Here is a 26055-nt window from a genome sequence, read left to right as displayed (position 1 = left end):
GGGGACCCCGATGAGCGCGATCGCGGCGGTGCGTGCCGCCCGTCGCCGCCCCCGTCGCCGGCTGGCCGCTCTGGCCACCGCGCTCGGTGCCGCGGTCATCGGACTGTTCCTGCTGTGCGTGCTGGGCGGCGACTACATCATCACCTTCCCCGACTTCCTGGCGATCCTGGGCGGCCGGCAGATCCCCGGCGCGACGTTCATCCTGCGCGAGACGAAGTTGCCCCAGGCTCTGCTCGCGCTGCTGGTCGGACTCGCCTTCGGCACCTCGGGCGCGGCCTTCCAGGGCACGCTGCGCAACCCGCTGGCCAGCCCCGACATGCTCGGGATCAGTGCCGGTGCGAGTGCGGCCGGGGTGGTCGGCATCGTGGTGTGCGGCTGGTCCGGGCTGGCGCTGAGCGGGCTGGGCATCGCCGGCGCGCTGGCCGTCGCGGTGGGCATCAGGCTGGTCGCGGGGCGCGACGACGGCTACCGGCTGGTGCTCGTCGGGGTGACCTCGGCGGCCGGCCTGCTGGCGGTGATCCAGTACCTGTTCACCCGTGCCGACGAGTACGACGCCCAGCTCGCGCTGCGCTGGCTGACCGGCAGCGTCTCGTCCGCGGACTGGCCGACGGTGCGGCTGCTCGCCGTCGCGCTGGCGGTGCTGCTGCCGCTGGTGGCGCTGACCGCCCGGGCCCAGCGCGCGCTCGAGCTCGGCCCCGACATCGCCACCGGGCTCGGGGTGCCGGCGGGTCGCGGCGACGTACTGCTCGGCCTCGCGGTGCTGCTGGCCGGGCTCGGCGTGGCCGCCGCCGGGCCGGTCGCGTTCGTGGCGTTCGCGTCCGGCCCGATCGCGCGGGCGCTCAACCGCGGCCGCACCACGCTGCTCGGCGCGGCCCTGGTCGGCGCCGCGATCATGCTCGGCGCCAGCTATCTGGCGGCGTACGCACTGCCCGACACACACCTCCCCGTCGGGGTGGTGACGGGCGCCTTCGGCGCCCCCTTCCTGCTCTGGCTGCTCACGAGGAGAACCCGATGAGACTCACCACCGCCGGCCTCACCCTCGGGTACGGCGACCAATCCGTGGTCGACGACGTCACGCTCGCCATCCCCGAGCGCGCCATGACCGTGATCGTGGGCGCCAACGGCTGCGGCAAGTCGACGCTGCTGCGCGGCATGGCGCGGCTGCTGCGGCCCGGCGCCGGCGCCGCACTCCTCGACGGCCGGGCCATCCACCGGCTGCCCACCCGTCAGGTCGCCCGCGTGCTCGGCCTGATGCCGCAGGGCCCGGTCGCGCCCGAGGGGGTGAGCGTCGTCGACCTGGTCGGCCGGGGCCGGGTGCCGCACCGGGGACCGCTCAGCCGCTGGACCAGCGCGGACGACGCCGCCGTGGCGCAGGCACTCGAGCTCACCCACACCGCCGACCTGGCCGCCCGGCCGGTGGACGAGCTCTCCGGCGGTCAGCGGCAGCGGGTCTGGGTGGCGCTGGCACTCGCCCAGCAGCCCGACGTACTCCTGCTCGACGAGCCCACCACCTACCTGGATCTGGCGCACCAGATCGAGCTGCTGGACCTCTTCGCCGACCTGGTGGAGCGCGGCACCACCGTCGCAATGGTGCTGCACGACCTCAACCTGGCCTGCCGGTACGCCGACCACCTGATCGCCATGCGCGCCGGCCGGGTGCTCGCCGCCGGACCGCCCGCCGAGGTCGTCACGGCCGGCCTGGTCGAGGAGGTCTTCGGGTTGGCCTGCCGCGTCGTGCCCGACCCGGTCACGGCGACCCCGATGGTGGTGCCGCTGGGCCGGCGGATGCTGGCGACCACACAGGAGGCGTCCTGATGCTCCTCGCCCACGTCGCTGTGCGCTCGGTGGAGCGGACCTCCCCGTCCTTCGCCCGGATCGAGCTCGGCGGGGCCGATCTGGCCGACTTCGGCGTCGACGGCCCGCTCTACGACCAGCGGATCAAGCTGCTCTTCCCCGGGTCGGCCGGCCTGCCGCGGCTGTCGGCGTCGACCTGGTGGAGCGACTATCTCGCGCTGCCGGAGGAGACCCGCGGCGCGATCCGGACCTACACGATCGCGGGGGTGCGCGGCAGTGGCGCCGCCACCACGCTGCTGGTCGACTTCGTGTTGCACCCGGGCGCGCACGGGCCAGGCTCGGGCTGGGCGGAGCGGGCCGCGGTCGGCGACGAGCTGCTCGCGGTGGTGCCGCGACGGGGCGTGGCCGGAGGCGGCATCGAGTTCGAGCCGGGCGCGGCCGAGCGGCTGCTCCTGGTCGGCGACGAGACCGCCCTGCCCGCCATCGGCCAGATCCTGCGGGACCTGCGGTCCGGGCCGCGCGGGGCGGTCTTCGTCGAGGTGCCGTGCGCGGAGGACATCTGCGACCTGCCGGCCCCCGAGGGGATCGAGGTGACCTGGCTGCCGCGTGGCGACCGGCCGGTGGGGCAGCCGGTGGTCGCAGCGGTCTCGGCGCATCTCGGCTTCGCCGCGACCGCCCCCGCACCCGTGCCGGTGGCCGGGGACGAGCTGCCCTGGGAGACCCCGACGTACTCCGCCTCGGGCGAGCCGCTCGAGAGCGGGGCCGGCGACGGGCGCTATGCCTGGATCGCGGGCGAGGCCGGGATGGTCACCACGCTGCGCCGCCACCTGGTGGGCGAGCTCGGGCTGCCCCGGCGTCAGGTGGCGTTCATGGGCTACTGGCGCCAGGGTGTCGCGATGCGGGCCTGAGCTCGCGAGCCGCCCGCCTTTCCAAAGTGTCACCGTGATGCTTTGCGCTTCGAGTGACATTTCGGAAGTGTCACTACACGCCCAAACTGTCACGGTGACACTTTGGCGGGGTGGGCCGGTGGGGCTCACACCTCGACGAGGGTGACGTCGCCGCTGACGGTGCGGGCGCGCAGCTCGACGTGGTCCTGCCCGTCGGCCGGCTGGCCGGCGCCGCGCAGGCCGGAGCGGATCTGGCCGGTGACGGTGGTGATGTCGGTCCACACCGGGATGCCCTGGGGAATCCCCACCCGGATGTCGCCGGAGGCGCCCTTGCCGACGATCTTGCCGCGGCGCACCCGGGTCACCTCGAGGTCACCGGAGCCGGTGCTCAGGCTGACGTCGGCGTCGGCGTCGACGACCCGCAGGTCGCCCGAGCCGGTCTTGACGCTGACCGGCCCGCGGGTTCGACCCAGCTCGACGTCGCCGGAGCCGGTGGAGACGACCACGGCCGCGCCGGTGGTGCCGATGGAGACATCACCGGAGCCGGACTTGACCCGCAGCTCGGCCAGCGACTCGTGGACGGCGATCCGGCCGGAGCCGGTGTCGACCGCGGAGGCGCCGGTGAGCCGCTCCAGGTCGACCTCGCCGGAGCCGGTCCGGACCAGGCTGGCGCCGACCGAGCCGGCCACGGTCACGGCGGCGCTGCCGGTCTTCACCGCAAGACGACTCGCAGTGGGCACCACCACGGTGACGTCGTACCCCGGGTAGGTGAAGTTGAAGGGGCTCCTGCCCTGCTGGTCGATGATCGAGATGCGGTTGCCGCTCTGCTCGACCAGGACGCGCTCGGTGTCGCGCCCGCTGATCTCGACATGGCTCTCCTGGGTGTCGGTGGCGGTGATGGTGAGGTTGCCCTTGCCGAGCTGCACGTAGAGCTCGACCGGGTCGTGGGTCTCGAAGTCGCGTGTGGTCATGGCTGCTCCTGAGGTCAGATCCAGCCCGTCATCCGGCGTCCACCGTGCTGGCGCAGGCCGCCGAGGGCGTCGTTGAGGGCGGTGTTGATGGAGGTGTTGATCGAGGAGAGGTCGAGGTCGATGTTGATCGCGCCGTCGCGGGTGGCGGCGCGGACGACGTTGACCAGCCAGGTGTTGAGGGAGACGTTCGCCCTGGTGGCGAACTCCTCCGCCCTGGCCTTGACCGACTCGGGGATGCGCAGCGTGATCCGGGCGAGATTGCCCTCGTCGGGCTCCTCGGCGTCGGTGTCGGGGGTGGCGGCGTCCGGCTGCGGCGGGGGCGGCAGGTGCAGGCCGAACTCCAGCTCCCGACCGGCAAGCCGCACGTCGACGGTCCCCGACGGCAGCTCGGCGGTGATCTCGGCAGCGGCCTGCGAGATGGCCTCCATCAGGGCGAGGCGGGCGGAGGGGTCCAGGGCGTAACTGAGCCGCTCGGCGGCGGCCCGCGCCTCCGGTCCGGCCGCCTCGGCCGCGGCGAGCAGATCTCGGCGCAGACTTTCGACGTACGGCGTGATGTCCATGCGCACCACTATGACATCACTATGATGTCATGACAAGGGAGAAGTGATGTCGCGCGTTTGCGGTGTCCGGAATCGGACACCGAGTGGCGTGTACAGCCTGACTCTGATCCAGGCGTCCTGGATCGACTACGTGATCATCGCTGCCTACTTCGTGTTCGTCCTCGGGATCGGACTGCTCGCCAGCCGGGGCGTCTCGGACTCGGTCGACTTCTTCCTCTCCGGCCGCTCACTGCCGGCGTGGGTGACCGGGCTGGCGTTCATCTCGGCCAACCTCGGCGCCGTCGAGATCATGGGGATGAGTGCGAACGGCGCGCAGTACGGCCTGCCGAGCGTGCACTACTTCTGGATCGGGGCGATCCCGGCGATGCTGTTCCTCGGCATCGTGATGATGCCGTTCTACTACGGCTCGAAGGTGCGGTCGGTGCCGGAGTTCATGCTCCGCCGCTTCGGCCCCGGAGCCCATCTGGTCAACTCGATCTCGTTCGCGATCGCGCAGCTGCTGATCGCGGGCATCAACCTCTACCTGCTCGGCGCGATCGTGCACGCGCTGCTCGGCTGGCCGCTGTGGGTGGCGTTGATCGTGGCCGCCGCCATCGTGCTGTCCTACATCACCCTGGGCGGGTTGCGGGCGGCGATCTACAACGAGGTGCTGCAGTTCTTCGTCATCGTGGCCGCGCTCGCGCCGCTGACCATCATCGGCCTGCACCGGGTTGGCGGCTGGGGCGGGCTCAAGGACAAGATCACCGCGGCCGCCTCGCACCACGGCGTGGCCGCCGCCTCCCAGCAACTGCATTCCTGGCCGGGCAACGACCTGACCGGCTTCTCCTCGTCGTTCCTGTCGGTGCTCGGGATCGTCTTCGGGCTCGGCTTCGTGCTGGCGTTCGGCTACTGGACGACCAACTTCGTCGAGGTGCAGCGGGCGATGGCCTCGCAGTCGATCACGGCCGCGCGCAACACCCCGATCATCGGTGCCTTCCCGAAGATCTTCATCCCGTTCATCACGATCCTGCCCGGCATGATCGCCGCCGTCCTCGTCACCGAGATCGCCAAGGTGAAGGCGGGTGGATCGGTGCCGGGCGGTTCCTCGGGCAACGGCGTGACGTTCAACGACGCGCTGATCTACCTGATGCGCGACCTGCTGCCCAACGGTCTGCTCGGTGTGGCCATCACCGGTCTGCTGGCGTCGTTCATGGCCGGCATGGCGGCGAACATCTCCGCGTTCAACACGGTGCTGTCCTACGACATCTGGGAGCGCTACGTGGCGCCGGACCGAGAGGACTCGTTCTACCTGAACGTCGGACGGGTCGCGACCGTCGCCGCCACCGTCATCGCCGTGTTCACCGCGGGCATCGCGTCGAACTTCTCCAACATCATGAACTATCTGCAGACCCTGTTCGGCTTCTTCAACGCGCCGCTGTTCGCGACGTTCATCCTGGGCATGTTCTGGCGGCGGATGACCTCCACCGCGGGCTGGGTGGGACTGGTCTTCGGCACGCTGTCGGCCGTGGCGATCGCATTCCTGAGCAAGGACGGCTTCGGCTCGTGGTCGACCGGCACGCTGAACCTGACCGGGCAAGGCACGTCGTTCGTCGCCGCGGGGGCGGCGTTCGTGGTCGACGTGGTGCTCTCGGTGATCGTCTCGCTGGTCACCCGGCCCAAGCCGGCCGGCGAGCTCAAGGGGCTGGTCTACTCCGAGACGCCGCGCAGCGACCTGGTCGACGAGGACGCCGCGTCGTACCCGTGGTATCAGCGGCCGGTCCCGCTCGCCGGCGTGGCACTGGTCATCGTCATCGTCCTCAACGCGATCTTCTAGGAGCCGGAGATGAGTGAACGCAAGACTGCTGGCGCCTTCGACATCCGCAACGTCATCGGCGCACTGCTCGCGCTCTACGGCGTGATCCTGCTGCTGACCGCGGCGTTCCACAGCGGCGCGCCGAAGGGCACCCACAACTCCGACAACTGGTGGGGCGGCGCGGTGCTGCTGGTGGTAGGCGTGGTGTTCATGGCCTGGGCGAGACTCCGGCCGATCGTGGTGAAGGAGAGGCCGTCATCACCCGAGCGGTGATGCCTGCTGGAACTCGATGCGGTTGCCGAACGGGTCGAACGTGTGGAAGCGCCTGATCCCCGGACGCTCACCATCGGCGGGGGTGACCTCGTGGCCCCGTGCGACCAGCACCGCGGCGAGGGCGTCGAGGTCGGAGACCAGGAACGCCGGGTGCGCCTTGCGCGCCGGCCGGAACGGCTCCTCGACGCCGAGGTGGAGCACCGCCCTTCCGGACTCGAACCAGCAGCCGCCGCGTGCCGCCAGCGCGGGCGGCTTGGGGATCTCGGTCATGCCGAGCAGTTCGCGGTAGAAGCCGCGGGCGGTGGCCTCGCCGCCCCGCGGGATGGCGACCTGGACGTGGTCGAGTCCGGTGATCATGGTGGCGCCTCCGATGTATCTTGATGTCAAGATACATCTGCAGGCGGGTGGTCACCAAGCGGCTCGCGCCGCGTGCTCGCGGTCTGCGTTCGCCCGGCTCGATCGGAGCGAGGGCGGGTGGCGAGCCGCGTCGTCAGGCCGGCGACCAGCGCCCAGAACGCGGCGCCGATGCCCAAGGCGCTGATCCCGCTGCCCGCCACCACGAACGTGACCACGGCGGCGATCCGGTCTTCCTGCTCGGACAGGGCGGCGGCCAGTGCCGAGGCGAGGGTGCCGGCGAGCGCGATGCCGGCGACGGCGGTGACCACGCCGTCCGGTGCGGCGGCGACCACGGTCGTCAGCGCGGTCGAACCGAGCGCGAGCACCAGGTAGGACCAGCCGGTGATCTCGGCGACCCGCCATCGCCGCTCGTGCTCCGGATGAGCCTCGGGCGACGCGACCAGCGCCGCGGTGATCGCCGCCAGGTTGATCGCGTGTCCACCGGCGGCGGCCCCCAGCGCCGTACCGATCCCGGTGACGGTCATGGCCGGCCGCCAGGGTGCGTCGTATCCGTAGGAGGCCAGGACCGCCACGCCCGGCACGTTCTGCGAGGCCATCGTGACCAGGTAGAGCGGCACGGTGATCGACAGCAGGGCGGCCCAGGTCAGCGTCGGGCGATGTGCCTGGAGATGGGGAAGCAGTGGCCCGTCGGCGCCGCCGTGATGGGCGATCCAGATCGTCAGGGCCAGCATCGCCACCACGAAGGCGGCGGGAACGGCCCAGCGCGGGGCCCAGCGCAGGAGGGCCAGCCAGACCAGCAGCGGCGGAGCCACCAGCGCGGGATGGGCGGTCACACCGTGGACGGGCGCCAGGCACAGCTCGAGGAGTACGCCGGCGAGCATCGCCTGAGCGAGTGAGGCGGGGATCGAGGCGATCACCCGGCCGAGCCGCGGCCACGATCCGGTGAGCAGGATCAGCAGGCCGCCGACGAGGAATGCGCCGAGCGCCGCCGGCCAGCCGCCCGGGACGTGTCCGGTGCTGGCCAGCAGCGCGGCGCCGGGCGTGGACCAGGCCAGCAGCACGGGCAGGCGATGGCGCCGGGTGAGCCAGATCGTGCCGAGACCCTGGGTGACCGAGAGCGCGAGCAGGCCGGAGGCGGCCTCCGTCGGGGTGGCGCCGACGGCGCGGAGGCCGGCGATGACGACCATCGCCGAACTGCCGAAGCCGACCAGCGCGGCGACGGCGCCCGAGCTGAGCATGTGCCAGCGTTCCATATACGGAACATATCGTAGGCTGTGCCGCGTGGACCCGGTCCTGGCCGTCGCCATCGGTGCGCGGTTGCGCGCGGCGCGCGACGCCTGTGGTCTGTCGCTGAGCGCTCTGGCGGATCGGGCCGGGGTGGGCAAGGGCTCGCTGTCGGAGATCGAGCATGGCACGCGCAACCCGACCCTGAGCACGCTCTACGCCCTGGCCGGGGCGCTCGGCGTACCGCTGGCAGCGCTGCTGGCCGAGCCCGGATCCCGGATCGCCTCGCCCGGCATCGGCGCCCGGCTGCTGGACGCGACCCGCCGCGAGGACGGCATCGTCGAGGTCTACCTGCTGCACCTAGAGCCGGGGGCGGCGCACCGGTCGGGTGCCCATGGGCCCGGTGTGGTCGAGCACCTGCTGGTGACACACGGCCGCGCGCGGGTCGGCGTACTCGGCCGGGAGGTCGAGGTGGGTCCGGGCGAGACGGCGACGTGGGTCAGCGACGCCGAGCACGGGTACGAGGTGCTCGGCGTGGCGCCCGTCGAGGCGGTGCTGACCATCCGGACGCCGTTGACCGACGGTCGCGGAGTCTGAGGCGCACCGGGTACGCCGCAGACGCCACGACCGGATCCGCTACAGGTCGAAGAGCGACCCGCCGGCGTTGATGTCGACGTCCGTGCGTGGCGTGTGATCCTCGCCGGAGCTCGGCTTCTGCGCCGGGGCAGCGGGCGCCGGGGCAGCGGGCGCGGGGGTCGCGGGCGCGGGGGTCGCCGGCGCGTCGTCGGGCGCGGGCTCCTCAACGGGCTCCTCGCTCGCCGACTCCGGGGTGGCCTCGGGCTCGCTCGCCTCGGTGGGCTCGGCTGGCTCGACGGCCGGGGCGGCGGTTGCCTCGGCGCCCGTCGGGGTCGGGGCCTCGATGTCGAACAGCGAGCCCAGCTCGTCGATCGCCACGTCGGTGTGCGGTGCGTGCGCGGCGCCGCCTGAGCTCGCCGGTGCCGTTACCGGCGCGGTCGTCGCGGCCTCGGCGTCGGGCTCGGCCTCGTTGGTCGGGGTTGGCTCCGGCTTCGCCACCGGGGTGGGCTCCGCGGCCGGGGCGGCCTCGGTGGCCGGGGTCGGCTCGTCGGGGGCTTGGGCCGGGATGTCGAACAGGGATCCGCCCGAGCCCAGGTCCAGGCTCGGTTGCGCGGCCTGTGCTACGGGGGCATTCGGCTTCTCGGCGGCGGGAGCTGCCTCGGCGGTCCCCGAGGCGTCGGGCTGGGGCTCGGCCTCGGCGGCGGGTTCGGCGGGGATGTCGAACAGGGACCCGCCCGCACCGAGGTCGGTGTCGGGCTGCTGCGCGGTCGGGGCCTCGGCGGGCTTCTCCGCGGCAGGAGCGGGCTCGGCGGGCGCCGCCGGCGTGTCGAACAGCGACCCACCCTCGTCGAACAGCGACCCACCCGAGGCCGGAGCCGCGGGAGCCGCCGGCTCGGCCGGGGCAGGAGTGTCGAACAGCGACCCACCCGAGGCCGGAGCGGCCGGCTCGGCGGGGGTGTCGAAGAGCGACGAGCCACCGGAGGCCTTCGCGGCGGGGCCGGCGTCGGCGGTCTCGACGGCCGTGTCGGGCGTGATCGTCACGTCGCCGGCCGACGGCTCGGCCTTGGTGGCGACGTCGGCGCCGGCGGGAGCGGCAGCTGGGGCCGCCTTCGCCGCCGCAGCGGCGGCGCCCGCGGGAGCCCCCTCGCCGGGCAGCAGCTTGGTGGCCTGCTCGCCCTTGACCGAGGCCAACAGCATCTGGGCGACGTCGAGTACCTCGACCGACTCACGGGCGCTGCCGTCGGCCTGAGCGGCGGTCAGGCCATCGGAGAGCATCACCCGGCAGAACGGGCAGCCGACCGCGATCTGGTCCGCGCCGGTGGCGACGGCCTCGTCCGTGCGGTTGCGGTTGATCCGGGTGCCGATCTTCTCCTCCATCCACATCCGGGCACCGCCTGCGCCACAGCAGAAGGAGCGCTCGGAGTTGCGCGGCATCTCGACGTACTCCGCGCCCGGGAGGATCTGGAGGAGCTCGCGCGGCGGGGTGTAGACGCCGTTGTGCCGACCGATGTAGCAGGGGTCGTGGTAGGTGATCGAGCGCTTGTGCGCGCCGGCGCCGTCGGAGATCGGGGTCAGCTTGCCCTCGCGGACGAGTCTGTTCAGCAGCTGGGTGTGGTGCACCACCTCCAGCTCGATGCCGAACTCCTTGTACTCGTTCTTCAGCGTGTTGAAGCAGTGCGCACAGGTCGTGACGGCCTTCTTGACCTTGTACTCCTTGAACGTCTCCACGTTCGCGCTCGCCAGGCCCTGGAAGACGAACTCGTTGCCCGCGCGGCGGGCCGGGTCACCGGTGCAGGTCTCGCCGTTGCCGAGTACGCCGAAGGAGACGCCGGCCATGTCGAGCAGCTCCGCGACCGCACGGGTGGTCTTCTTGGCGCGGTCCTCGTACGCGCCCGCGCAGCCGACCCAGAACAGCCAGTCGACCTCCTCCAGCGACTCGATCGAGTCGCCGACGACCTTGACCTCGAACGGCAGGTCCTTGGCCCAGTCGAGACGGGCGGTGGGAGACATGTTCCACGGGTTGCCCTTGTTCTCCAGGCCCTTGAACAGCCCGTTGAGCTCGGTGGGGAAGTTCGACTCGACCAGCACCTGGTAGCGGCGCATGTCCATGATGTGGTCGACGTGCTCGATGTCGACCGGGCACTGCTGCACACAGGCACCACACGACGTGCACGACCACAGCACGTCCTCGTCGATGACGAACTCGCCGCCCTCGGGGTTGTAGAACCAGTCCAGCACCTCGGCGCCCTCGCCGGCGGAGGCATCCTGGTCGGTCTTGCCGATCAGCGGCAGCTCGCGGCGCTCGGCGCTGCCCTCGCGGTACGGCGCGGCGGCGTACGCGTGCTCACGCAGGCCCATCATCAGCAGCTTGGGGGAGAGCGGCTTCTCGGTGTTCCAGGCCGGGCACTGCGACTGGCAGCGGCCGCACTCGGTGCAGGTGGTGAAGTCGAGGATGCCCTTCCAGGAGAAGTCGGCGATGGTGCCGACGCCCAGGGTGGCGTCCTCGTCCAGGTCGTCGATGTCGTCGAGGGTGATCACCTTGCCGCCGGAGACCAGCGGCTTCATGGCGCCCAGGGCGGTGGTGGCGCCGTCGGTGTCGCGGCCCTTGGACTCACGCTTGAACCAGATGTTGACCCACGCGGTGAAGCGGTGCCAGGCGATGCCCATGGTCAGGTTGAGCGCGATCACGTCGAGCCAGACGAGCGCGGAGAGCACCTTGACCAGGGCGATCGCGATGACGGCGTTCTTGAGCGCGCCCTCGGTGTCGCCGTACATCCCACCGAGCAGGTGCGAGATCGGGAAGTGGAAGTTGCTGCGGTGCTCGCCCAGCGCCACCTCGTAGCGCTGCTCGGCGCCACGGATGAACAGGATCGCGGCGCCCTCGAGCAGCGCCATGAACTCGACGAAGTACGCCTGCCAGAACGTCGAGCCGAAGAACCGGCTGCCGCGGCCGAGCTCGCGCGGGTGGCGCAGCTGGCGGTAGACGATCAGGAAGACGATGCCGATCGTGGAGAGGACGCCGATGCCCTCGCACACCCACTCGTAGACGAACCAGTGGCCGATGATCGGCAGCTGCCACTTCGGGTCGAAGAGCTGCACGAAGCCGGTCGCCACGGCGCTGGAGAGGATGATGAAGCCGAAGTAGACGAACCAGTGCATGACGCCGACCCAGCGCCACTGGAACATCCGGGTGTGCAGGAACGTCTCCACGAGCATCGTCGCCCAGCGCCGGCCGGGGTCGGTGGTGCGCCCGACGGTCGGCTGGCCGACGCGCAGGACGCCGAGCATCGACCGGATGGCCTTCACCAGCACATAAGCCGTGTAGACGGTCAGCACGAGCGCCAGGACGATGGCGATGGTCTGGAACATGCGGGTCGGACTCCTCGAGGTGCTCGACGTGGGCTAGCCGAGCCTAGGGGCACCGCGCGGCGCACGGCACCCCTGTCGGCGTGACGCTGATCCTACCCGCTGGTAACTTGGCTGGCTCCCGGTGGTCACTCCGGCGTGCGCTCACCGCGCACCGGGACCAGCCCGATGGCCAGCATGGGCAGCACGCCGGTGACGACGTACGTCCAGGCGTAGCCGAGCTGGGCGACCGCGAGTCCACCGACCGGTCCGGTGACGGCGGCGGTGAGGAACTGGGCGGTGTTCTGCAGGCCGAGCGCACGCCCCGACCAGAACGGCCCGGCCCGCTCCGCGACCGCGGTGAACGCCAGTCCGTTGTCGGCGACGGTGAGCACGGAGGCGACCACGATCAGGGGTACGGCGACGAACCACCCCAGCCCGGCCGTGATCCCGAGCAGCACCATCGTCGCGCCGGCGGCGATGGCCACCCAGCGCAGCGGTCGCATCCGGCTGCGGACCACGTCCGAGAGCTGGCCCGACGCCATCCGGCCCAGGGCGCCGAGGATGTTGGCGACGGCGACCAGGGTGCCGGCGGCCGCCGTACTCCAGTGGCGGGCGTCGGTCAGCCAGACCAGCATGAACGTGCCGATCATGAACTGCGGCACCACCAGCAGCACCGACACCCCGTGGATCCGGGCGAGGTAGGAGTCCTTGCGGTAGGGGTTGGGTGCGCTGCCGGCGCGCTTCTCCGGTCGGGGCGGGTCGAGCACGACGAGCGCGACGCCACCGGCGGCGACCAGGGTGGCGATCGCCGGCACCCACAGTGCGGCGTGGACGCCGTGGTGGGCGGCCACGATCGCGATGGTGACCGCGCCGACGGCCATGCCCATCGGTTGGCCCATCTGTCGGATGCCCATCGCCAGCCCGCGTCGATGTGGCGGGAACCAGCCGACGACCACCCGGCCCGAGGCGGAGTTGGCCGCCGACGAGCCGGCACCGGCGAGGAAGAGCAGCACCCACAGCAGTGCGATGCCGTGGGTGAGCGCGGCGGCCGCGGAGCAGACTGCCGTCGCGGTCAGACCGGACAGCAGCACCAGCCGCTCGCCGCGGTGATCGGCCAGCCAGCCCCACCCGACCAGCGAGGCCATCACGCCGAACGACGGCGCCGCGGCGATCGCGCCGGCCGTCGCCAGCGAGTAGCCGTCGTGGCCGTGCAGCGTCGGGATGAGGTAGGCGACGCCGTTGTTCGCGATCACCGCTGCCGCCTGTGCCAGCGTGCTCACCGCGAGCATCGCCCAGCGGCGCGCTGATCCGACGACGGCGGGCTCGGCGAGGACTGTCACGTCGTCAGTAAAGACCCGTGATCCCGAAAAATGAGACTCGGTTCTTACGATGTGAGACCACTGTGACCCATCAGACCGCCCCCATCGTCGAAGAGTCACTTTCGGCGCGTTGAGTGTCCGGCGACTGGACACTCAACGGGCCGAAAGTGACCTCTCGGCGGGGGTTAGAGGGCCGCGATGGCTTCGGCGATCTGGAGGGTGCGGCGGGCCGACTCGACGTGCAGGTTCTCCACCATCCTGCCCTGGTAGGTCGCCACGCCGCCGGTCGATGCCTCCCAGGCCTCGATGAGGCCACGGGCGTTCTCGACCGCCTCCGGGCTGGGGGCGAAGCCGGCGTTCGCGCCCTCGATCTGGCCGGGGTGGATGATCGTCTTCCCGTCGAAGCCGAGCTGCCGGCCCTGCTCGACCTCGGCCAGGTAGCCGTCGATGTTCTTCACGTCGTTGTAGACACCGTCGAGCACGACCTTGCCGGTCGCGCGCGCCGCGAGCACCGCCAGCTGCAGCGCCGTCGTGATCGGCCCGCGGCCGGGGACGTGGTCGATGAACAGCTCCTTGACCAGGTCGTTGGTGCCGAGCACCAGCACGTTGAGCCGCTCGGAGGCGGCCGCGATCTCCTCGGCGTGCAAGATTGCGTACGGCGACTCGATCATCGCCCACAGCGTCGTGGTCGGCGGGACGCCGGCCCGGTCGAAGGAGTCGACCAGGGACCTGACCGCGTCGGCGCTGTTCACCTTCGGTACGACGATGGCCGCGGGGCCGGCCTCCGCGGCGGCGGCCAGGTCGGCCTCATGCCACTGTGTGTCGGCGCCGTTGATCCGGATGGTGAGCTCCTTGGCGCCGTACTCGCCGCTGGTGACGGCGGCCGCGGCGTTGAGCCGCGCCTGCTCCTTCGCGTCGGGCGCGACCGCGTCCTCGAGGTCGAGGATGAGCGCGTCGACCGGGAGGGTCTTGGCCTTCTCCAGCGCCCGCTCGTTGGAGCTGGGCATGTAGAGGACGGAGCGGCGGGGGCGGAACGCGCTCATGCCTCCACCTCGATGCCGTCGTAGAGCGCCTTGAGGTCGGGGTCGATCGCGGCGAGCTGCTCAGCGAGCTCGACCATGACCTTGCACTGCTTGACCGAGGCGTCGTCCTCCATCTTGCCGTCGAGCATGACCGCTCCGGTGCCGTCGCCCATCGCGGCGATGACGCGACGGGCGTGCCTGACGTCCTCCACGCTGGGGGAGAAGACCTTGTTGGCGATCTTGATCTGCACCGGGTGCAGCGACCAGGCACCGACGCAGCCGAGCAGGAACGCATTGCGGAACTGGTCCTCGCAGGCGACGGTGTCCTTGATGTCCCCGAACGGGCCGTAGTACGGGAAGATCCCGTGGGTCGCGCAGGCGTCGACCATTCGGGCGATGGTGTAGTGCCACAGGTCCTGCTGGTAGGTGGTGCGCGGGCCGTCGTAGAGCGGGGCACCGTCCTCGCCGCGCTCCGGGTCCCGACGCACCAGGTAGCCGGGGTGCCCGCCGCCGACGCGGGTGGTCTTCATCCGGCGGTCCGCGGCCAGGTCGGCCGGGCCGAGCGAGAGGCCCTGCATGCGCGGGCTGGCGGCGCAGATCTCCTCGATGTTCGCCACGCCGCGCGCGGTCTCCAGGATCGCGTGCACCTGCAGCGGCTTGGTCAGGCCGGCCTTGGCCTCGAGCTGGGCGAGGATCCGGTCGATGTAGTGGATGTCCTCGGCGCCCTGCACCTTGGGCACCATGATCACGTCGAGCTTCTGCCCGATCGCCGGGACGAGCGTCGTCAGGTCGTCGAGCACCCAGGGGCTGTCGAGGGAGTTGATCCGGGTCCAGAACTGGGTCGCCCCGAAGTCCACTTCCTGGCCGATCTTCACCAAGCCGGCGCGGGCGGCGTCCTTGTTCTCCGCCTTGACGGCGTCCTCGAGATTGCCGAGCAGGACGTCGACGGTGCCGACCATGTCCGGGACCTTCGCGGCCATCTTCGGGTTGCCCGGGTCGAAGAAGTGGATGGCGCGGCTGGGGCGTGCCGGGATCTCACGCAGCGGCGCCGGCGCACCCACCGCCAGCGGCGCGAAGAAGTCCTTGGCTGACTTGTGGCTCATGCGCGTCCTCGCTCCGCTGCGGGCGCGCATGAGGCACGCGCGGCGCGGCATTGAATGATTCGCTCACTGCGTTCGCTCATGCGCGCGAGCCTAGCGGCGGCCGTTACCCGCCGGTACGGCGTAGGTCACACGCGTAGCCTGGTGGCATGGCCGAGGAGGAGTTCCCCGAGGTCCGGGTCGAGCCGCTCAGCGACGCGGAAAGCAGGGCGGCCGCGCGCCGCCGGCTCCGGGACGCGCACTCGTGGGTTGACCTGCAGGTGCAACAGGCGATCGCGCGTGGTGATTTCGACGACCTGCCGGGTGCCGGCAAACCGATCGAGGGCCTCGGCGCGGAGCACGACCCGGACTGGTGGCTGAAGAAACTGGTCGAGCGCGAGCAGCTCGTCGTACTGCCGCCCAGCATCCAGCTGCGCAAGGACGACGCAGCGCTCGACGATCTGCTCGACGAGCAGGCCACCGAGCAGGCTGCGCGCGAGCTGGTGGAGGACTTCAACGCCCGGGTGATCAAGGCGCGCTACTCGCTCCCGTCGGGGCCGCCGCTGATCACGATGCCTCGCGACGTGGAGGAGACGGTGGCGGCCTGGCGGGAGCGGCGTACGGCGAGGCGGCCCGCGCCGGCCGACCGGGACCAGCCAGTCAGGCGCCGGCGCCGGTGGCTTCGCCGGAAGTGACCACTCGACCCGCCGAAAGTGACCTCTCGACGGAGAAGAGGACCGCTGCCGAGACCAGGCCGGCGGCGGCGCAGACACCCCAGACGGTGAGGTAGCCCGAGAGCGGGGCGTGGCCGCGGGCCGGGTCGGCGATGGAGCCGGTGGCCGAGAGCGCGATCGCGAAGATGGCCGAGGCGATCGCTCCGCCGAGGGTCTTGATCGCGTTGGTCAGCCCGGTCGCCATCCCGGTGCGGTCGGGTGGGGCGGCGGCCGCGGCCGCGGCGGGCAGGCCGCCGAGCAGCGCGCCCGACCCGACGCCGGCGACGGCCATGTTGACCAGGCCCTGGCCGGTGCTGGCGTGCAGGGGCAGCCACAGCGCGTAGCCCAGCGCCACCAACAGCGCGGCGCAGCCCAGGCCGCGGTACTCACCCAGTCGCCGCGCCACCGGCGGGTAGAGGAACGAGCCGATTGCCATCGTGACCACGTAGAGCGCGATCAGGACCGACACGTAGCCGGCGCCGGCCCCCAGCCCGTAGCCGGCCGCCGGCTTGGTGCGGGCGAACGTCGACAGCGGGATCTGCGCGCCCAGCACGGCCATGCCGAACAGGCCGGTGACCAGCTGGAGCGGCCACTGCCGGCGCGAGGCCAGCAGTCGGACGTCGACCAGCGGCTCGGCGGTGTCGGCCTCGAGCCGGCAGAACGGCACCGTCGTCGCGAGCCCGAGCAGCACCAGGAGCCAGGCCAGCACCGAGCCCGGGCCCTGCACCCGCACCACGACCAGGCCACCCATCAGCAGGGCCAGCATCAGGGTGAGCAGGCCGAGGCCCGGCCAGTCCAGCCCACCACCCGAGCGCGGGGTCGTGGCCGGCAGCCAGCGCCAGATGGCGAGCCAGACCAGCGTCACCACGACACCGGGTACGGCGAGCACGACGGCCATCGGCAGCGGTCCCACGATCGCGCCCGAGAGACCGGCCCCAAGGATCACCGACAGCTCCAGCACCGCGACCAGCAGGGCGGCGCCGCGGCGGGTGAGCTGCTCGTCGCCGTCGGCCCGCAGGTAGACCACCGCCACCTCGATCGGCAGCCAGACGACGTACACGCCCACGACCGCCCAGGCGACCAGGAACGTGCCGAAGCCGGGCGCAGCCACCTCGCCCCAGGTCGCGGCCGCGGTCACGAACGTCGACCAGACCAGCACCCGCTTGTGCCCGACCTGGTCACCGAGCCGGGCCAGTGGCGGCACCAGGATCGCCGAGACGATCAGCTGGGCCGCCTCGAACCAGTTGACGTCGGCATCCCTGATCCCGAGGTGGTGGGCGATGTCGGTGTAGATCGGCGTGTAGTAGCCCTGCAGGATGCCGCTGGCCAGCTCCATCAGGGCCAGCAGGCCGACCACCGACCAGACCGACCGCCTCATCGGGGCAGCCGCTCGATCAGCCGGCGGTACCAGTCGATCCCGAGCAGGAAGTCCTCCACCCGCAGGTGCTCGTCGGCGGCGTGGATGGAGGCGCGCTGGGCCTTGTCCATCCGGAACGGCGCGAATCGGTAGACCCGGTCGCAGATCGCGGTGAAGAAGCGGGAGTCGGTGGCCGCCATCATCACGTACGGCGTGGGCACGGCCTCGGGGAAGATCTCGCCGACGGTCGTCTCGATCAGCTCGAAGGCGTCGTCACGGGGGCTGATCGGACTGGGCTCGTTCGCCTCCAGTACCTCGACAGTGACGGTGTCGTCGCGGATCGCGCGTCGTACCGCCGCGACGACCTGGTCGACGGTGTCTCCCACCATCACCCGAGCGTTCACGCCGGCGCTCGCGCTGGAGGCGATCACGTTGATCGCCGGGCTGGCCTCGAGCGTGGTCACCGCCAGCGTGGTGCGCAGCATCGCCGCCGCCTCGTCACCGGCCAGCGGCAGTAGCCGGGCCGCCAGCGGGGAGACCCGGCCCAGGTTGGCGACCACCGGCCGGGCGGCCCCGGGCAGGTGTGGGGCGATCCGGCGGAAGAGCTCCACCGTCGGCTCGGGCAGGTGTGCGGGCATGGCGAGGGTGTCGAGCCGGGTGATGGCGCGGGCCAGTCGTGCGGTCGGGCCGCCGCGGCGCGGCACCGACGCGTGGCCGCCGTCCCCGGTCGCGGTCAGCCGCAGCGAGGTGGTGCCCTTCTCGGTGACCCCGATGACGGCCAGCGCCGGACGCACGCCGGGGAACGCCTCGGCGGCCACCGCGCCACCCTCGTCGAGCACGAACCACGGCCGGACGCCGCGCCGGCGCAGCTCCTCGACCGCCGCCGGGGCGGCTCCGCCGGAGACCTCCTCGTCGCAGCCGAAGCTGAGCCATACGTCCTGGGCCGGCGTGACGCCGTCGGCGAGCAACCCCTCCACCGCCTCGCAGATCGCCGCCACACAGCCCTTGTCGTCGAGGGTGCCCCGGCCCCAGATCGCGTCCTCGTCGACATCGGCGCCGAACGGATCGTGGGTCCAGGTACCGACGGCCGGCACCACGTCGAGGTGCGCCATCAGCACCACCGGGCGCTCCGCGGAGGTGCCCGGCCAGTGGACGAGCAGGCCGTGGCCGCCGACGTACGTCGTCTCGAGGGTGTGCAGGCGCGGATAGAGCGCGGTGAGCGCCTCGAGCAGCTGGGCGAACGGCCGGTCATCGACCCGGTCGGGATCGCGGTCGCTCACCGTCGGGACGCGGATGAGCTCCTGGAGGCGGGCGACCGCGTCACCAGTGGCCACGGTGCACCACCTGCTCCATCGGGATGCGGGCCCGGCGGCGGGGCGATCCCTGCGCGCCACCGGTGTCGGGATGGCCGACCGAGACCACCCCGATCGGGTCCCAGTCCGGTGGGATGCCGAAGGTCTCGCGCACCTGCGCGTCGTGGTTCGGCGGGATGCCGAAGTAGCAGGCGCCCAGGCCCTCGTCGACCGCGGTCTGCAGCATCAGCAGCACCGCCATCGCGGTGTCCATGTGCCAGAACGGCATCGGCCAGCGCGCCTCGTCCTGGTCGGTCCAGCCCTTGTCGGGCTCGGCGTAGCGGGACAGGTAGGCGGCCTTCGACGAGCACGGCAGGATCAGCACCGGTGCGGTGCGCATGCCGCGCAGCCAACCGTCGGCCTCCCACTCCGCATCGCCGGTGAAGATGTCCCAGTAGCGCGCGACCTGTTCGGGGGTATCGAGCACCAGGAACGACCAGCCCTGTGAGAACCCGGCGCTGGGGGCGCGGACCGCGTTGCTCAGGATCCGGTCGAGCTGGGTAGGCGCCACCGGATCGGCGGTGTAGCGGCGCACCATGCGGCGGCGGCGGACGACGTCCTGGAACTCCATGCCTCGCAGCATGCCGCATCGGACCGCCGGGTGACTGCGGGTCGGCGTTGCGGGGTACCGAGCGCGCGAACCTGCCCGCTCAACCTTGGAGGCACCCATGACCGATCTGCCCGACGAGTCGCTCAGCGACGACGACCTCACCACGAGCTACGGCACCGGCACCGGCGGTACGCCGGGCGGCGACGCCGACGGGACCGACGGGACCGACGGTGACGGCACCGACGGCACGGATGGCACCGACGGTGACGGCACGGATGGCACCGACGGTGACGGGACCGACGGCACCGACGGTGACGGGACGGACGGCACCGACGGTGACGGGACCGACGGCGTGGCTCTGTGACCGCACTTGACCTGCTGAGCGGGGACGCCCGGCTCTTCGTGGAGAAGATCTGGGCGTCCCGCACCCACCTCCATCGCGCGGACACCGGCGCGCTGGTCGACCTACTTTCGCTCGATGACGCGGATGCGTTGCTGACCTCCTCCGCGATCCGCACGCCGGCGATCCGGGTGGCCCGGGACGGTGCGGTGCTCGGGCAGGCGTCGTACACCCGGCAGGCCACCATCGCCGGGCAACAGCTCACCGGGCTGGTCGACCCCGCCAAGGCGCTGGAGCTGTTCCGGGGCGGCGCGACGATCGTCTTCCAGGGGCTGCATCGCTACCACCCGCCGCTGGCGGACCTGATCGCCGAGTTGGAGCTGGAGCTGGGTCATCCCTGCCAGGCCAACGCCTATCTCACCCCGCCGGGATCGCAGGGCTTCGCGGTGCACAGCGACACCCACGACGTCTTTGTCTTCCAGACCGCCGGCAGCAAGGACTGGGAGGTGCACACCGACGACGGCGTCGAGGCGATCACGATGGTGCCCGGTCTCTGCCTCTACCTGCCCACCGGTACCCCGCACGCCGCGCGGGCGCGGGAGACGGTCTCGCTGCATGTCACCATCGGCATCAACCAGCTCACCTGGCGCGGGCTGTTGCGTCGCGCCGTCGAACAGGTGCTGCCGCCCGAGGACCACCTCCCGGCCGGCTACCTGGACGATCCCGCCGCCCTGCGCGCCGGGCTCGCGGAGCGGCTGGCGACGCTGGCCGAGCGAGTCGGGGCGGTCGATCCGGCACAGACCGCCGCGGAGGAGGTACGACGCTTCCTCACCGGTCGGTCGCCGCGGCTGCGGGGCGGACTGCGCGACGCCCTGGTGGAGGTCGGCGACGACACGCCGCTGCGCCGACGCCCCGGCCGGCCGTGCGTGCTGGTGCCGGCCGGCGAGGACCGGATCGAGGTGTTGCTCGGCGATCGGGCCGTGGCGATGCCGGCCCGGCTGCGGCCGGCGATGGAGGCGATCCGGGCCAGGACGACGTTCCGGCCCGCCGACCTGCCGCTGGGGGAGCAGGCCCGGCGGGTGCTGTGCCGCCGGCTGGTGCGAGAGGGGCTGCTCGAGGTCGTCGACGACGTCATAGACACAGAGGACACTGAGGACACTGAGGAGTCGCGCTGAGCGGCCTGCGCTGCTCGGCTGCCAGCGAGGACCGCGGCGAGGGTCTCGCCGGCAGTGCGTCCACGGTGCCCGCATTCGTGTTGGTCGAGCATCCCGGGCCCTGGGGGCTGGACGCCACCCGGGATGCCCGCTGGACCGACGGCGGGTTCGGCGCCGAGCTGCGGAGTCACGCCGAGCGGGCCGGCGTACGACTGCTGCTGATCCGCCGCCCCGGGCGGGCGCGAACGCCGATCAGCAGGCACCGGGTCTTCGTCGTCCATGCGCGGCCACCCTTCACCTGGGCCGAGACCACCACCGTCCGTGACCCGCGGGCGCTGCTCGATCTCGACCTGGCTGCGCTGCGGGCGGGCCGGTCGCTGGGGCTGGAGCGGCAGGAGGAGCCGGTCTTCGCGGTGTGCACGCACGGTCGGCACGATGTGTGCTGCGCCGAGCGCGGCCGCCCGGTGGCGGCGGCGCTGGGGGAGCGGTTCCCGGAACGGTCGTGGGAGGTCTCGCACCTGGGCGGCGACAGGTTCGCGGCCAGCATGCTGCTGATCCCCGACGGGCTCTACTACGGTCGACTCGATCCGGAGGCGGCGATCGCCGTCGCGCGGGCGCGGCTGGCCGGCGAGCTCGAGTTGGACCACCTGCGCGGCCGGACCGGCTATCCGATGCCGGTCCAGGCCGCCGACATCACGCTGCGCCGCGAGCTGGGCCGACTCGACCCGCCGGGGCCGCGGCTGGTCGCGCGGGTGGTCGACGGAGAGGTCACCACCGCGACCTTCGCCGACGGCGACGACCTCTACGCCGTCTCCGTGCGCACCACCGCGACCGAGCCGGTGGAGCTGACCTGTCGGGCCGGGCGGCCGCAGCCGGCGGTGCGACACCAGATCCTCCGGATCGGCCGGGCCGAGCCGTGACCGGTGCCCATCTGCGCGGCCGTTACCCGATCGCGGTGGCGATCGCGCTGCTGGGCCTGTGTCCGAACACGGTGGTCTCCACGTCGTTCCTGCCGCTGGAGTCCCGGCTTCAACAGGATCTCGGCGCCGGCCGGGTGGCGGTCGGGGTGGTCCTCGGCCTGAGCAGCGCCGGGTACGCCGTCGGGGCGGTCCTCGCCGCTCAGCGGGTGCTGCGGCACACCGCCCGCCGGGTGTTCCTCGGCGGCGAGCTGCTCTTCGTGGTGGCCTCGGCAGCCTCCGCGCTCGCGCCCGACCTGCCGGTCTTCGCCCTCGGCCGAGTGCTGGCCGGGCTGGCGGCCGGTGCGATGCTGATCAGCGCACTACCGCCGCTGGTCACCCGGTTCGGCGCGGCGCGGGTGGCGCTGAGTGCCGCGATCGTCAACGTCGGGCTCTTCGGGGTCAGTGCGCTCGGGCCGCTCATCGGTGGCCTGGTCACCGGCGGAGACGGCTGGCGCTGGCTGCTCGGCGCCACCGCCCTGCTGGGCCTGATCGGACTGGCCGTGGCACACGACGGCTACGAGCCGTTCGACCCGCCCGAGCCGGAGCGGCCGGTCGACGTCACCGCGCTGCTGCTGGTCGTCGTGGCCACCGTCGCGACCTTCCTGGCAGCCTCGCTGGTCGCCGGGTCGTCGGTGCGCGCGCCGGAGGTGTGGCTGCCGTTCGTGATCGGAATGATCGCCCTGGCGGCCCTCCTCGCGGTGGAGGTACGGCGCCACGACGCCCTCATCCCGGTCTCCGCCCTCACCACCCAGCTGCCCGTCACCGGACTGATCGTCGCGATGGTCGGCGGTGCCTGCTTCGTGGCCACCGCGGAGCTGCTGCAGACCCAGCTCATGACGGGGCGCTCGGCCGCCCAGGCGGCGTTGCTGTTCTGGCCGGCGCCGGTCGGTGCCGCGCTGGCCTCGGTGGCGTTCTGGCGGCTGTTCGCCACCCGCTGGGTACCGGTGCTCGTCGACGTCGGCCTGGTCGCCCTCGCCGGTGGTGTCGTCCTGCTGCTGACGGACTCCTCCACCCCGGCGGCGGTGCTGCCCGCTGTCCTGCTGCTCGGCATCGGCGCCGGCGCGACCGTGTCGCCGGGACTGTTCCTGATCGGCCTCGGGATGCCGTCCCAGCAGCTCGGACGGGCGTTCGCGCTGGTCCAGTTGCTGCGCTCGATGGCGACCTACGCGGTCGCGCCGATCGTGGTCGCGGTGGCGCCAGGGCACGACGGGTTCCTCGCGATGGCGGTCGTGGCCGCAGCCGGGTTGATCGCCGCTCTCGCCGTACCCGCCCTGTCGGGTGCTCGACTGCGCGCTCCCGACATCGAGGCCTGGCTGGCCGGCGACAAGGCCCTGCCCTCGCCGCCGACCGGGACGCACGTGCGCCCCGGCGTCGACGCGACCGCCGAGGACGACGCCGAGCCGCTGCTACCCGAGCGGCTCCGGCGGCACTGATCCGGCGGTTGGCGGCACCTGAGAGGATGTCGCCGTGGCGCAGCAGGAACGGAACCCGATCGTCACCGGACTGGTCGCCCTGGTCTCGGTGGGACTGGTCGTGGGTCTCGTCCTCGGCGTGGTCACGCTGGTGGCGACCCGAGTGCTCGGGCTGAGCGGCGACAACGGCGGTACGTCGAGCGCCGACCAGACCCTCTACCTGCCCACCCCCACGCCCACGCCGACCCCGAGCGGCCCGCTGGTGACGCTGTCACCCGGGAAGGGCTCCTCGCCGAGCGACGAGACCAGTCTGACCACCCTGAGCGCCCTGCCGACCGAGGCCTCCTCGACGGCCCCGCAGATCACGCTCTCGGCCGGCGAGACCTCGGTTGCGCCGATGCAGCGGATCGACCTGACCGGCATCTACCCCGGCGGCGAGGGCGCCATCTTGCAGGTGCAGCGCAAGCTCGACGGGAAGTGGCAGGACTTCTTGTCGGTCAACGTCGCGGTCAGCGGCGGTCAGTTCTCGACGTACGTCCAGACCGGTCAAACCGGCCAGCAGCAGTTCCGGATGCGCGACACCAGCTCGGGGCTGGTCTCCAACGTCGTCCGGGTGCAGGTCGGCTGACCTCATACGGCACCGTGCGTGGCCGCGTCGCGCGGGGGTAGTCCGGGGAGAAACGGTCGGCTTACTGGCGAGTAATAGACCGTTTCTCCCCGAACTACCCGACCATCGAGTCGGCCGGGCACACCCGCCGGACGGGCATCGGCTCAGGCGGGGATCCAGTCGAAGACGTCGGGGTTGGGGCCGCAGCGGCCGGCCTCGCCCCTGTCCAGGGCGCTGATCGCGGCGACGTCGTCGCTGGAGAGGGCGAAGTCGAAGAGGGCGGCGTTCTCGGCCAGTCGCTCGCGGTGCATCGACTTGGGGAAGACGATGTCGCCGCGGTCGATCTGCCAGCGCAGCAGCACCTGGGCCGGCGTCTTGCCGTGCCGATCGGCGATGGCGGTGACCACCGGGTCGGTCAGCTCGCCGCCACCTTGGCCCAGCGGCGACCACGACTCCACCAGCGCGCCGTGGCGCAGGGTCGCGGCTCGGGCCTCCTCGTTGGCGAAGTAGGGGTGCACCTCGATCTGGTTGACCGCCGGCAGGACGTCGGTCGCCTCGACGATGGTGTCGAGATGGGCCGGCTGGAAGTTGGACACGCCGATCGAGCGGGTCAGCCCGGCCTCGCGCAGCTCGATGAGTGCCTGCCACGTCGAGACGTAGTCGCCGCCGTACCGTGTCGGCAGCGGCCAGTGGATGAGGAACAGGTCGACCCGGTCCAGGCCCAGCCGCTCGAGCGACTCCTCGAGCGACTGCTTGGCGCGGGCCGGCTCGTGGACGTTGTTGTTGAGCTTGGTGGTCACGTAGAGCTCGTCGCGGGGCAGGCCGGACTTCGCGATGGCGGCGCCGACAGCCTGCTCGTTGGCGTACATCTGGGCGGTGTCGATGTGCCGGTAGCCGAGCTCGAGGGCGTCGGTCACCACGCGCTCGCACTCCTGCGGGGGCACCTGCCACACGCCGAGGCCGAACTGGGGAATGGTCGTCTGGTCGTTGAGGGTGAGCGACGGAACGGTCATGTGTTCGACAATAGGCATGTGACCCACGTGCCCGATCCGGCCCCCCACTACACCGAGTACGACACCCGTCTGGCGGCGTACGCGGTGATCGTCCGTGACGGCCAGCTGCTGCTCGCGCTGTGGAACGAACAGGAGCGCAAGCGCTGGACGCTGCCCGGCGGCGGCGTCGAGCTGCACGAGACGGTCGAGGAGGGCGCGGTCCGAGAGGTGCGCGAGGAGACCGGGTACGACGTCCGGCTCACCGAGCTGCTCGGCATCGAGACCGACGTCTTCGCCGCCGCCGAGCGGGCACAGGACACTGCCCGGCCGCTGAAGGCGGTCCGGGTCTTCTTCGCCGCCCAGATCGTGGGCGGGCGGCTCACCGCCGAGGCGGACGGGACCACCGACGAGGCCCGCTGGTTCCCGCTGGCCGAGGTGGCCGAGCTGTCTCGGGTGAGCATGGTCGACACCGGGCTGGGCCTCTTGGCACGATCTGAGGGCCGCGGCGGGGAGCGCGGGTGATGCGAGTGATCGGAGTTGGCAGATGGGGTTCGGAGCTGGAAGTCGCGGTGCGCTGATCGCCGTACTCCCGCTGGTCGCGGGTGGCCTGGTCACGCTGTCGGGGGCGGTGTCGGGGTCAGCGGAGGCGTCGTGTGCCCCGAGCCTGATCACGGCCAGCCAGCACGCGTCGGCGGCGAAGAAACCCACGATCAAGGCCGCCAAGCCGACGATCCGCAAGATCAAGAAGCACGTGTACGCCGCGAAGATCGTGCTGACCGTGACGCAGGGTTCGGCGACCGTCGCGGTGACGCAATCGGTCTGTCCCGACGGTGCGGCCGGTGCCGCGGCGACCACCACGCAGACCGCCAGCGCGGCGGGGGTGACGACGAAGGCGGTCTCGGCGAAGGGGACCTCGAAGAGGGCCGCGACGAAGGCTGCGAAGGCGAAGGCGAAGAAGCTCAAGGCCACGCTGAAGAAGAAGGGCGCGACCAAGAAGGGTCGGAAGAGGGCGAAGAAGCGGGCCACCGCGGCGGCCCGGCCGCTGGCCGTCAGCAAGGCGCACGACGCGCTCTATCTCAGCGATGTGGTCTACCTCACCGCAGACTCCAGCGGCACCTACCACGTCACCGCGGCACCGTCGGCCGCCGCCCCCACGCTGGCACCGGCGGCCGACGGAGACATCGTCATGACGGTCCCGGCCGGCTACAGCGCGACGAACCTGGTGGACCTCCCCTGCCTGCGCCGAGCGCCGGCCTGGCCGACGTCGTACCTGTTCGACGGCGGGGACATCGTCTCGCCCGACCTCCAGGCGATCCGCAACAGCCAGGGCGGCTCCGCCGAGGTGGACGGTCTGATGTGGGCCGCCGCGTCAGGGCTGAACCAGTCGGCCGAATGGTACCCGCTGGTCACGGACCCG

General features: G+C 72.0%; 26 protein-coding genes. 14 read left to right on the top strand and 12 right to left on the bottom strand.

Annotated features, from left to right (window positions below; translation table 11 throughout):
* The first annotated feature begins 10 nt into the window (after window positions 1-10).
* Genes VHA72_RS00835 through VHA72_RS00825 form a run of 3 tightly spaced genes read left to right on the top strand, consistent with a single transcriptional unit; the run spans window position 11 to window position 2702 of the window.
* Window positions 11-1015, top strand: a complete 1005-nt coding sequence (locus VHA72_RS00835; RefSeq protein ID WP_325572546.1) for a FecCD family ABC transporter permease — start codon at window positions 11-13, stop codon at window positions 1013-1015.
* On the top strand, window positions 1012-1815 hold the full coding sequence (locus VHA72_RS00830) for an ABC transporter ATP-binding protein (RefSeq protein ID WP_325572545.1): 804 nt from the start codon (window positions 1012-1014) through the stop codon (window positions 1813-1815). The genes VHA72_RS00835 and VHA72_RS00830 overlap by 4 nt, the downstream gene beginning before the upstream one ends.
* Entirely contained in the window at window positions 1815-2702 is an 888-nt protein-coding gene (locus VHA72_RS00825) for a siderophore-interacting protein (RefSeq protein ID WP_325572544.1), read from the top strand. The genes VHA72_RS00830 and VHA72_RS00825 overlap by 1 nt, the downstream gene beginning before the upstream one ends.
* 125 nt (window positions 2703-2827) lie before the next feature.
* Here VHA72_RS00825 and VHA72_RS00820 read toward each other — a convergent pair whose 3' ends face one another.
* A complete protein-coding gene (locus VHA72_RS00820) occupies window positions 2828-3652 on the bottom strand; it encodes a DUF4097 family beta strand repeat-containing protein (RefSeq protein ID WP_325572543.1) in 825 nt (274 codons plus the stop codon).
* Window positions 3653-3666: 14 nt separating this feature from the next.
* The gene (locus VHA72_RS00815; RefSeq protein WP_325572542.1) at window positions 3667-4212 is read right to left on the bottom strand and encodes a toxin-antitoxin system HicB family antitoxin; all 546 of its coding nucleotides are present in this window, start codon (window positions 4210-4212) and stop codon (window positions 3667-3669) included.
* A gap of 88 nt (window positions 4213-4300) precedes the next feature.
* Here VHA72_RS00815 and VHA72_RS00810 point away from each other — a divergent pair, with 88 nt between their 5' ends.
* Complete coding sequence (locus VHA72_RS00810; RefSeq protein ID WP_325572541.1) at window positions 4301-6025, top strand: sodium:solute symporter family protein; 1725 nt, start codon at window positions 4301-4303, stop codon at window positions 6023-6025.
* A 9-nt stretch (window positions 6026-6034) separates the two neighbouring features.
* Entirely contained in the window at window positions 6035-6277 is a 243-nt protein-coding gene (locus VHA72_RS00805) for a hypothetical protein (RefSeq protein WP_325572540.1), read from the top strand.
* Here VHA72_RS00805 and VHA72_RS00800 read toward each other — a convergent pair.
* Complete coding sequence (locus VHA72_RS00800; RefSeq protein ID WP_325572539.1) at window positions 6263-6634, bottom strand: VOC family protein; 372 nt, start codon at window positions 6632-6634, stop codon at window positions 6263-6265. The genes VHA72_RS00805 and VHA72_RS00800 overlap by 15 nt on opposite strands.
* Window positions 6635-6660: 26 nt before the next feature.
* Window positions 6661-7887: a benzoate/H(+) symporter BenE family transporter gene (locus VHA72_RS00795; protein ID WP_325572538.1), complete on the bottom strand. Its 1227-nt coding sequence runs from the start codon at window positions 7885-7887 to the stop codon at window positions 6661-6663.
* Window positions 7888-7915: 28 nt separating this feature from the next.
* On the opposite strand from VHA72_RS00795, the gene relB reads away from it, so the two are divergent.
* Window positions 7916-8455, top strand: coding sequence for a type II toxin-antitoxin system RelB family anti-toxin (relB, locus tag VHA72_RS00790; RefSeq protein ID WP_325572537.1), 540 nt, complete (start codon window positions 7916-7918; stop codon window positions 8453-8455).
* A 39-nt stretch (window positions 8456-8494) separates the two neighbouring features.
* On the opposite strand, the gene VHA72_RS00785 is transcribed toward relB, so the two are convergent.
* From VHA72_RS00785 to VHA72_RS00770, 4 genes are all read right to left on the bottom strand, one after another.
* The gene (locus VHA72_RS00785) at window positions 8495-11803 is read right to left on the bottom strand and encodes a (Fe-S)-binding protein (RefSeq protein WP_325572536.1); all 3309 of its coding nucleotides are present in this window, start codon (window positions 11801-11803) and stop codon (window positions 8495-8497) included.
* A 125-nt stretch (window positions 11804-11928) separates the two neighbouring features.
* Window positions 11929-13122 (bottom strand): MFS transporter, encoded by a 1194-nt coding sequence (locus VHA72_RS00780; protein WP_325572535.1) that lies wholly within the window; start codon window positions 13120-13122, stop codon window positions 11929-11931.
* Window positions 13123-13286: 164 nt separating this feature from the next.
* The gene (locus VHA72_RS00775) at window positions 13287-14144 is read right to left on the bottom strand and encodes an HpcH/HpaI aldolase/citrate lyase family protein (RefSeq protein ID WP_325572534.1); all 858 of its coding nucleotides are present in this window, start codon (window positions 14142-14144) and stop codon (window positions 13287-13289) included.
* Complete coding sequence (locus tag VHA72_RS00770; protein ID WP_325572533.1) at window positions 14141-15226, bottom strand: HpcH/HpaI aldolase/citrate lyase family protein; 1086 nt, start codon at window positions 15224-15226, stop codon at window positions 14141-14143. Before VHA72_RS00770 ends, VHA72_RS00775 begins: the two co-directional genes overlap by 4 nt.
* Window positions 15227-15372: 146 nt before the next feature.
* Here VHA72_RS00770 and VHA72_RS00765 point away from each other — a divergent pair, with 146 nt between their 5' ends.
* Window positions 15373-15897, top strand: coding sequence for a DnaJ family domain-containing protein (locus VHA72_RS00765; RefSeq protein ID WP_325572532.1), 525 nt, complete (start codon window positions 15373-15375; stop codon window positions 15895-15897).
* On the opposite strand, the gene VHA72_RS00760 is transcribed toward VHA72_RS00765, so the two are convergent.
* The 3 genes from VHA72_RS00760 to VHA72_RS00750 are packed head-to-tail and all read right to left on the bottom strand — an operon-like array spanning window position 15863 to window position 19195.
* The gene (locus tag VHA72_RS00760) at window positions 15863-17293 is read right to left on the bottom strand and encodes an MFS transporter (RefSeq protein ID WP_325572531.1); all 1431 of its coding nucleotides are present in this window, start codon (window positions 17291-17293) and stop codon (window positions 15863-15865) included. The genes VHA72_RS00765 and VHA72_RS00760 overlap by 35 nt on opposite strands.
* A complete protein-coding gene (locus tag VHA72_RS00755; RefSeq protein WP_325572530.1) occupies window positions 17290-18606 on the bottom strand; it encodes a M20/M25/M40 family metallo-hydrolase in 1317 nt (438 codons plus the stop codon). The genes VHA72_RS00760 and VHA72_RS00755 overlap by 4 nt, the downstream gene beginning before the upstream one ends.
* A complete protein-coding gene (locus tag VHA72_RS00750) occupies window positions 18593-19195 on the bottom strand; it encodes a nitroreductase family protein (RefSeq protein WP_325572529.1) in 603 nt (200 codons plus the stop codon). Before VHA72_RS00750 ends, VHA72_RS00755 begins: the two co-directional genes overlap by 14 nt.
* 97 nt (window positions 19196-19292) lie before the next feature.
* Between VHA72_RS00750 and VHA72_RS00745 the strand changes: the two genes are divergently transcribed.
* Genes VHA72_RS00745 through VHA72_RS00725 form a run of 5 tightly spaced genes read left to right on the top strand, consistent with a single transcriptional unit; the run spans window position 19293 to window position 23667 of the window.
* Complete coding sequence (locus VHA72_RS00745) at window positions 19293-19538, top strand: hypothetical protein (RefSeq protein ID WP_325572528.1); 246 nt, start codon at window positions 19293-19295, stop codon at window positions 19536-19538.
* Window positions 19535-20689, top strand: a complete 1155-nt coding sequence (locus tag VHA72_RS00740; protein WP_325572527.1) for a cupin domain-containing protein — start codon at window positions 19535-19537, stop codon at window positions 20687-20689. Before VHA72_RS00745 ends, VHA72_RS00740 begins: the two co-directional genes overlap by 4 nt.
* Window positions 20686-21588, top strand: a complete 903-nt coding sequence (locus VHA72_RS00735) for a ferredoxin family protein (protein WP_325572557.1) — start codon at window positions 20686-20688, stop codon at window positions 21586-21588. Before VHA72_RS00740 ends, VHA72_RS00735 begins: the two co-directional genes overlap by 4 nt.
* Window positions 21585-23060 carry an MFS transporter gene (locus VHA72_RS00730; RefSeq protein WP_325572526.1) on the top strand — a complete coding sequence of 492 codons (1476 nt, stop codon included), beginning with the start codon at window positions 21585-21587 and terminating at the stop codon, window positions 23058-23060. The genes VHA72_RS00735 and VHA72_RS00730 overlap by 4 nt, the downstream gene beginning before the upstream one ends.
* A 34-nt stretch (window positions 23061-23094) precedes the next feature.
* Window positions 23095-23667, top strand: coding sequence for a hypothetical protein (locus VHA72_RS00725; RefSeq protein ID WP_325572525.1), 573 nt, complete (start codon window positions 23095-23097; stop codon window positions 23665-23667).
* Between the two features lie 143 nt (window positions 23668-23810).
* Here the strand turns inward: VHA72_RS00725 and VHA72_RS00720 are convergent, their stop codons facing one another.
* Window positions 23811-24659 (bottom strand): aldo/keto reductase, encoded by an 849-nt coding sequence (locus VHA72_RS00720; protein ID WP_325572524.1) that lies wholly within the window; start codon window positions 24657-24659, stop codon window positions 23811-23813.
* 18 nt (window positions 24660-24677) lie between these two features.
* Between VHA72_RS00720 and VHA72_RS00715 the strand changes: the two genes are divergently transcribed.
* Window positions 24678-25160, top strand: coding sequence for an NUDIX hydrolase (locus tag VHA72_RS00715; RefSeq protein ID WP_325572523.1), 483 nt, complete (start codon window positions 24678-24680; stop codon window positions 25158-25160).
* Between the two features lie 22 nt (window positions 25161-25182).
* Window positions 25183-26055, top strand: an 873-nt coding sequence (locus VHA72_RS00710; RefSeq protein WP_325572522.1) for a hypothetical protein, incomplete at its 3' end; no start/stop codon positions are given.

This window comes from Nocardioides sp., assembly GCF_035547795.1.
Lineage (GTDB): Bacteria > Actinomycetota > Actinomycetes > Propionibacteriales > Nocardioidaceae > Nocardioides.
The sequence above is the reverse complement of the archived record's forward strand: the minus strand, read 5'-3'. Positions and strand labels throughout refer to the sequence as shown.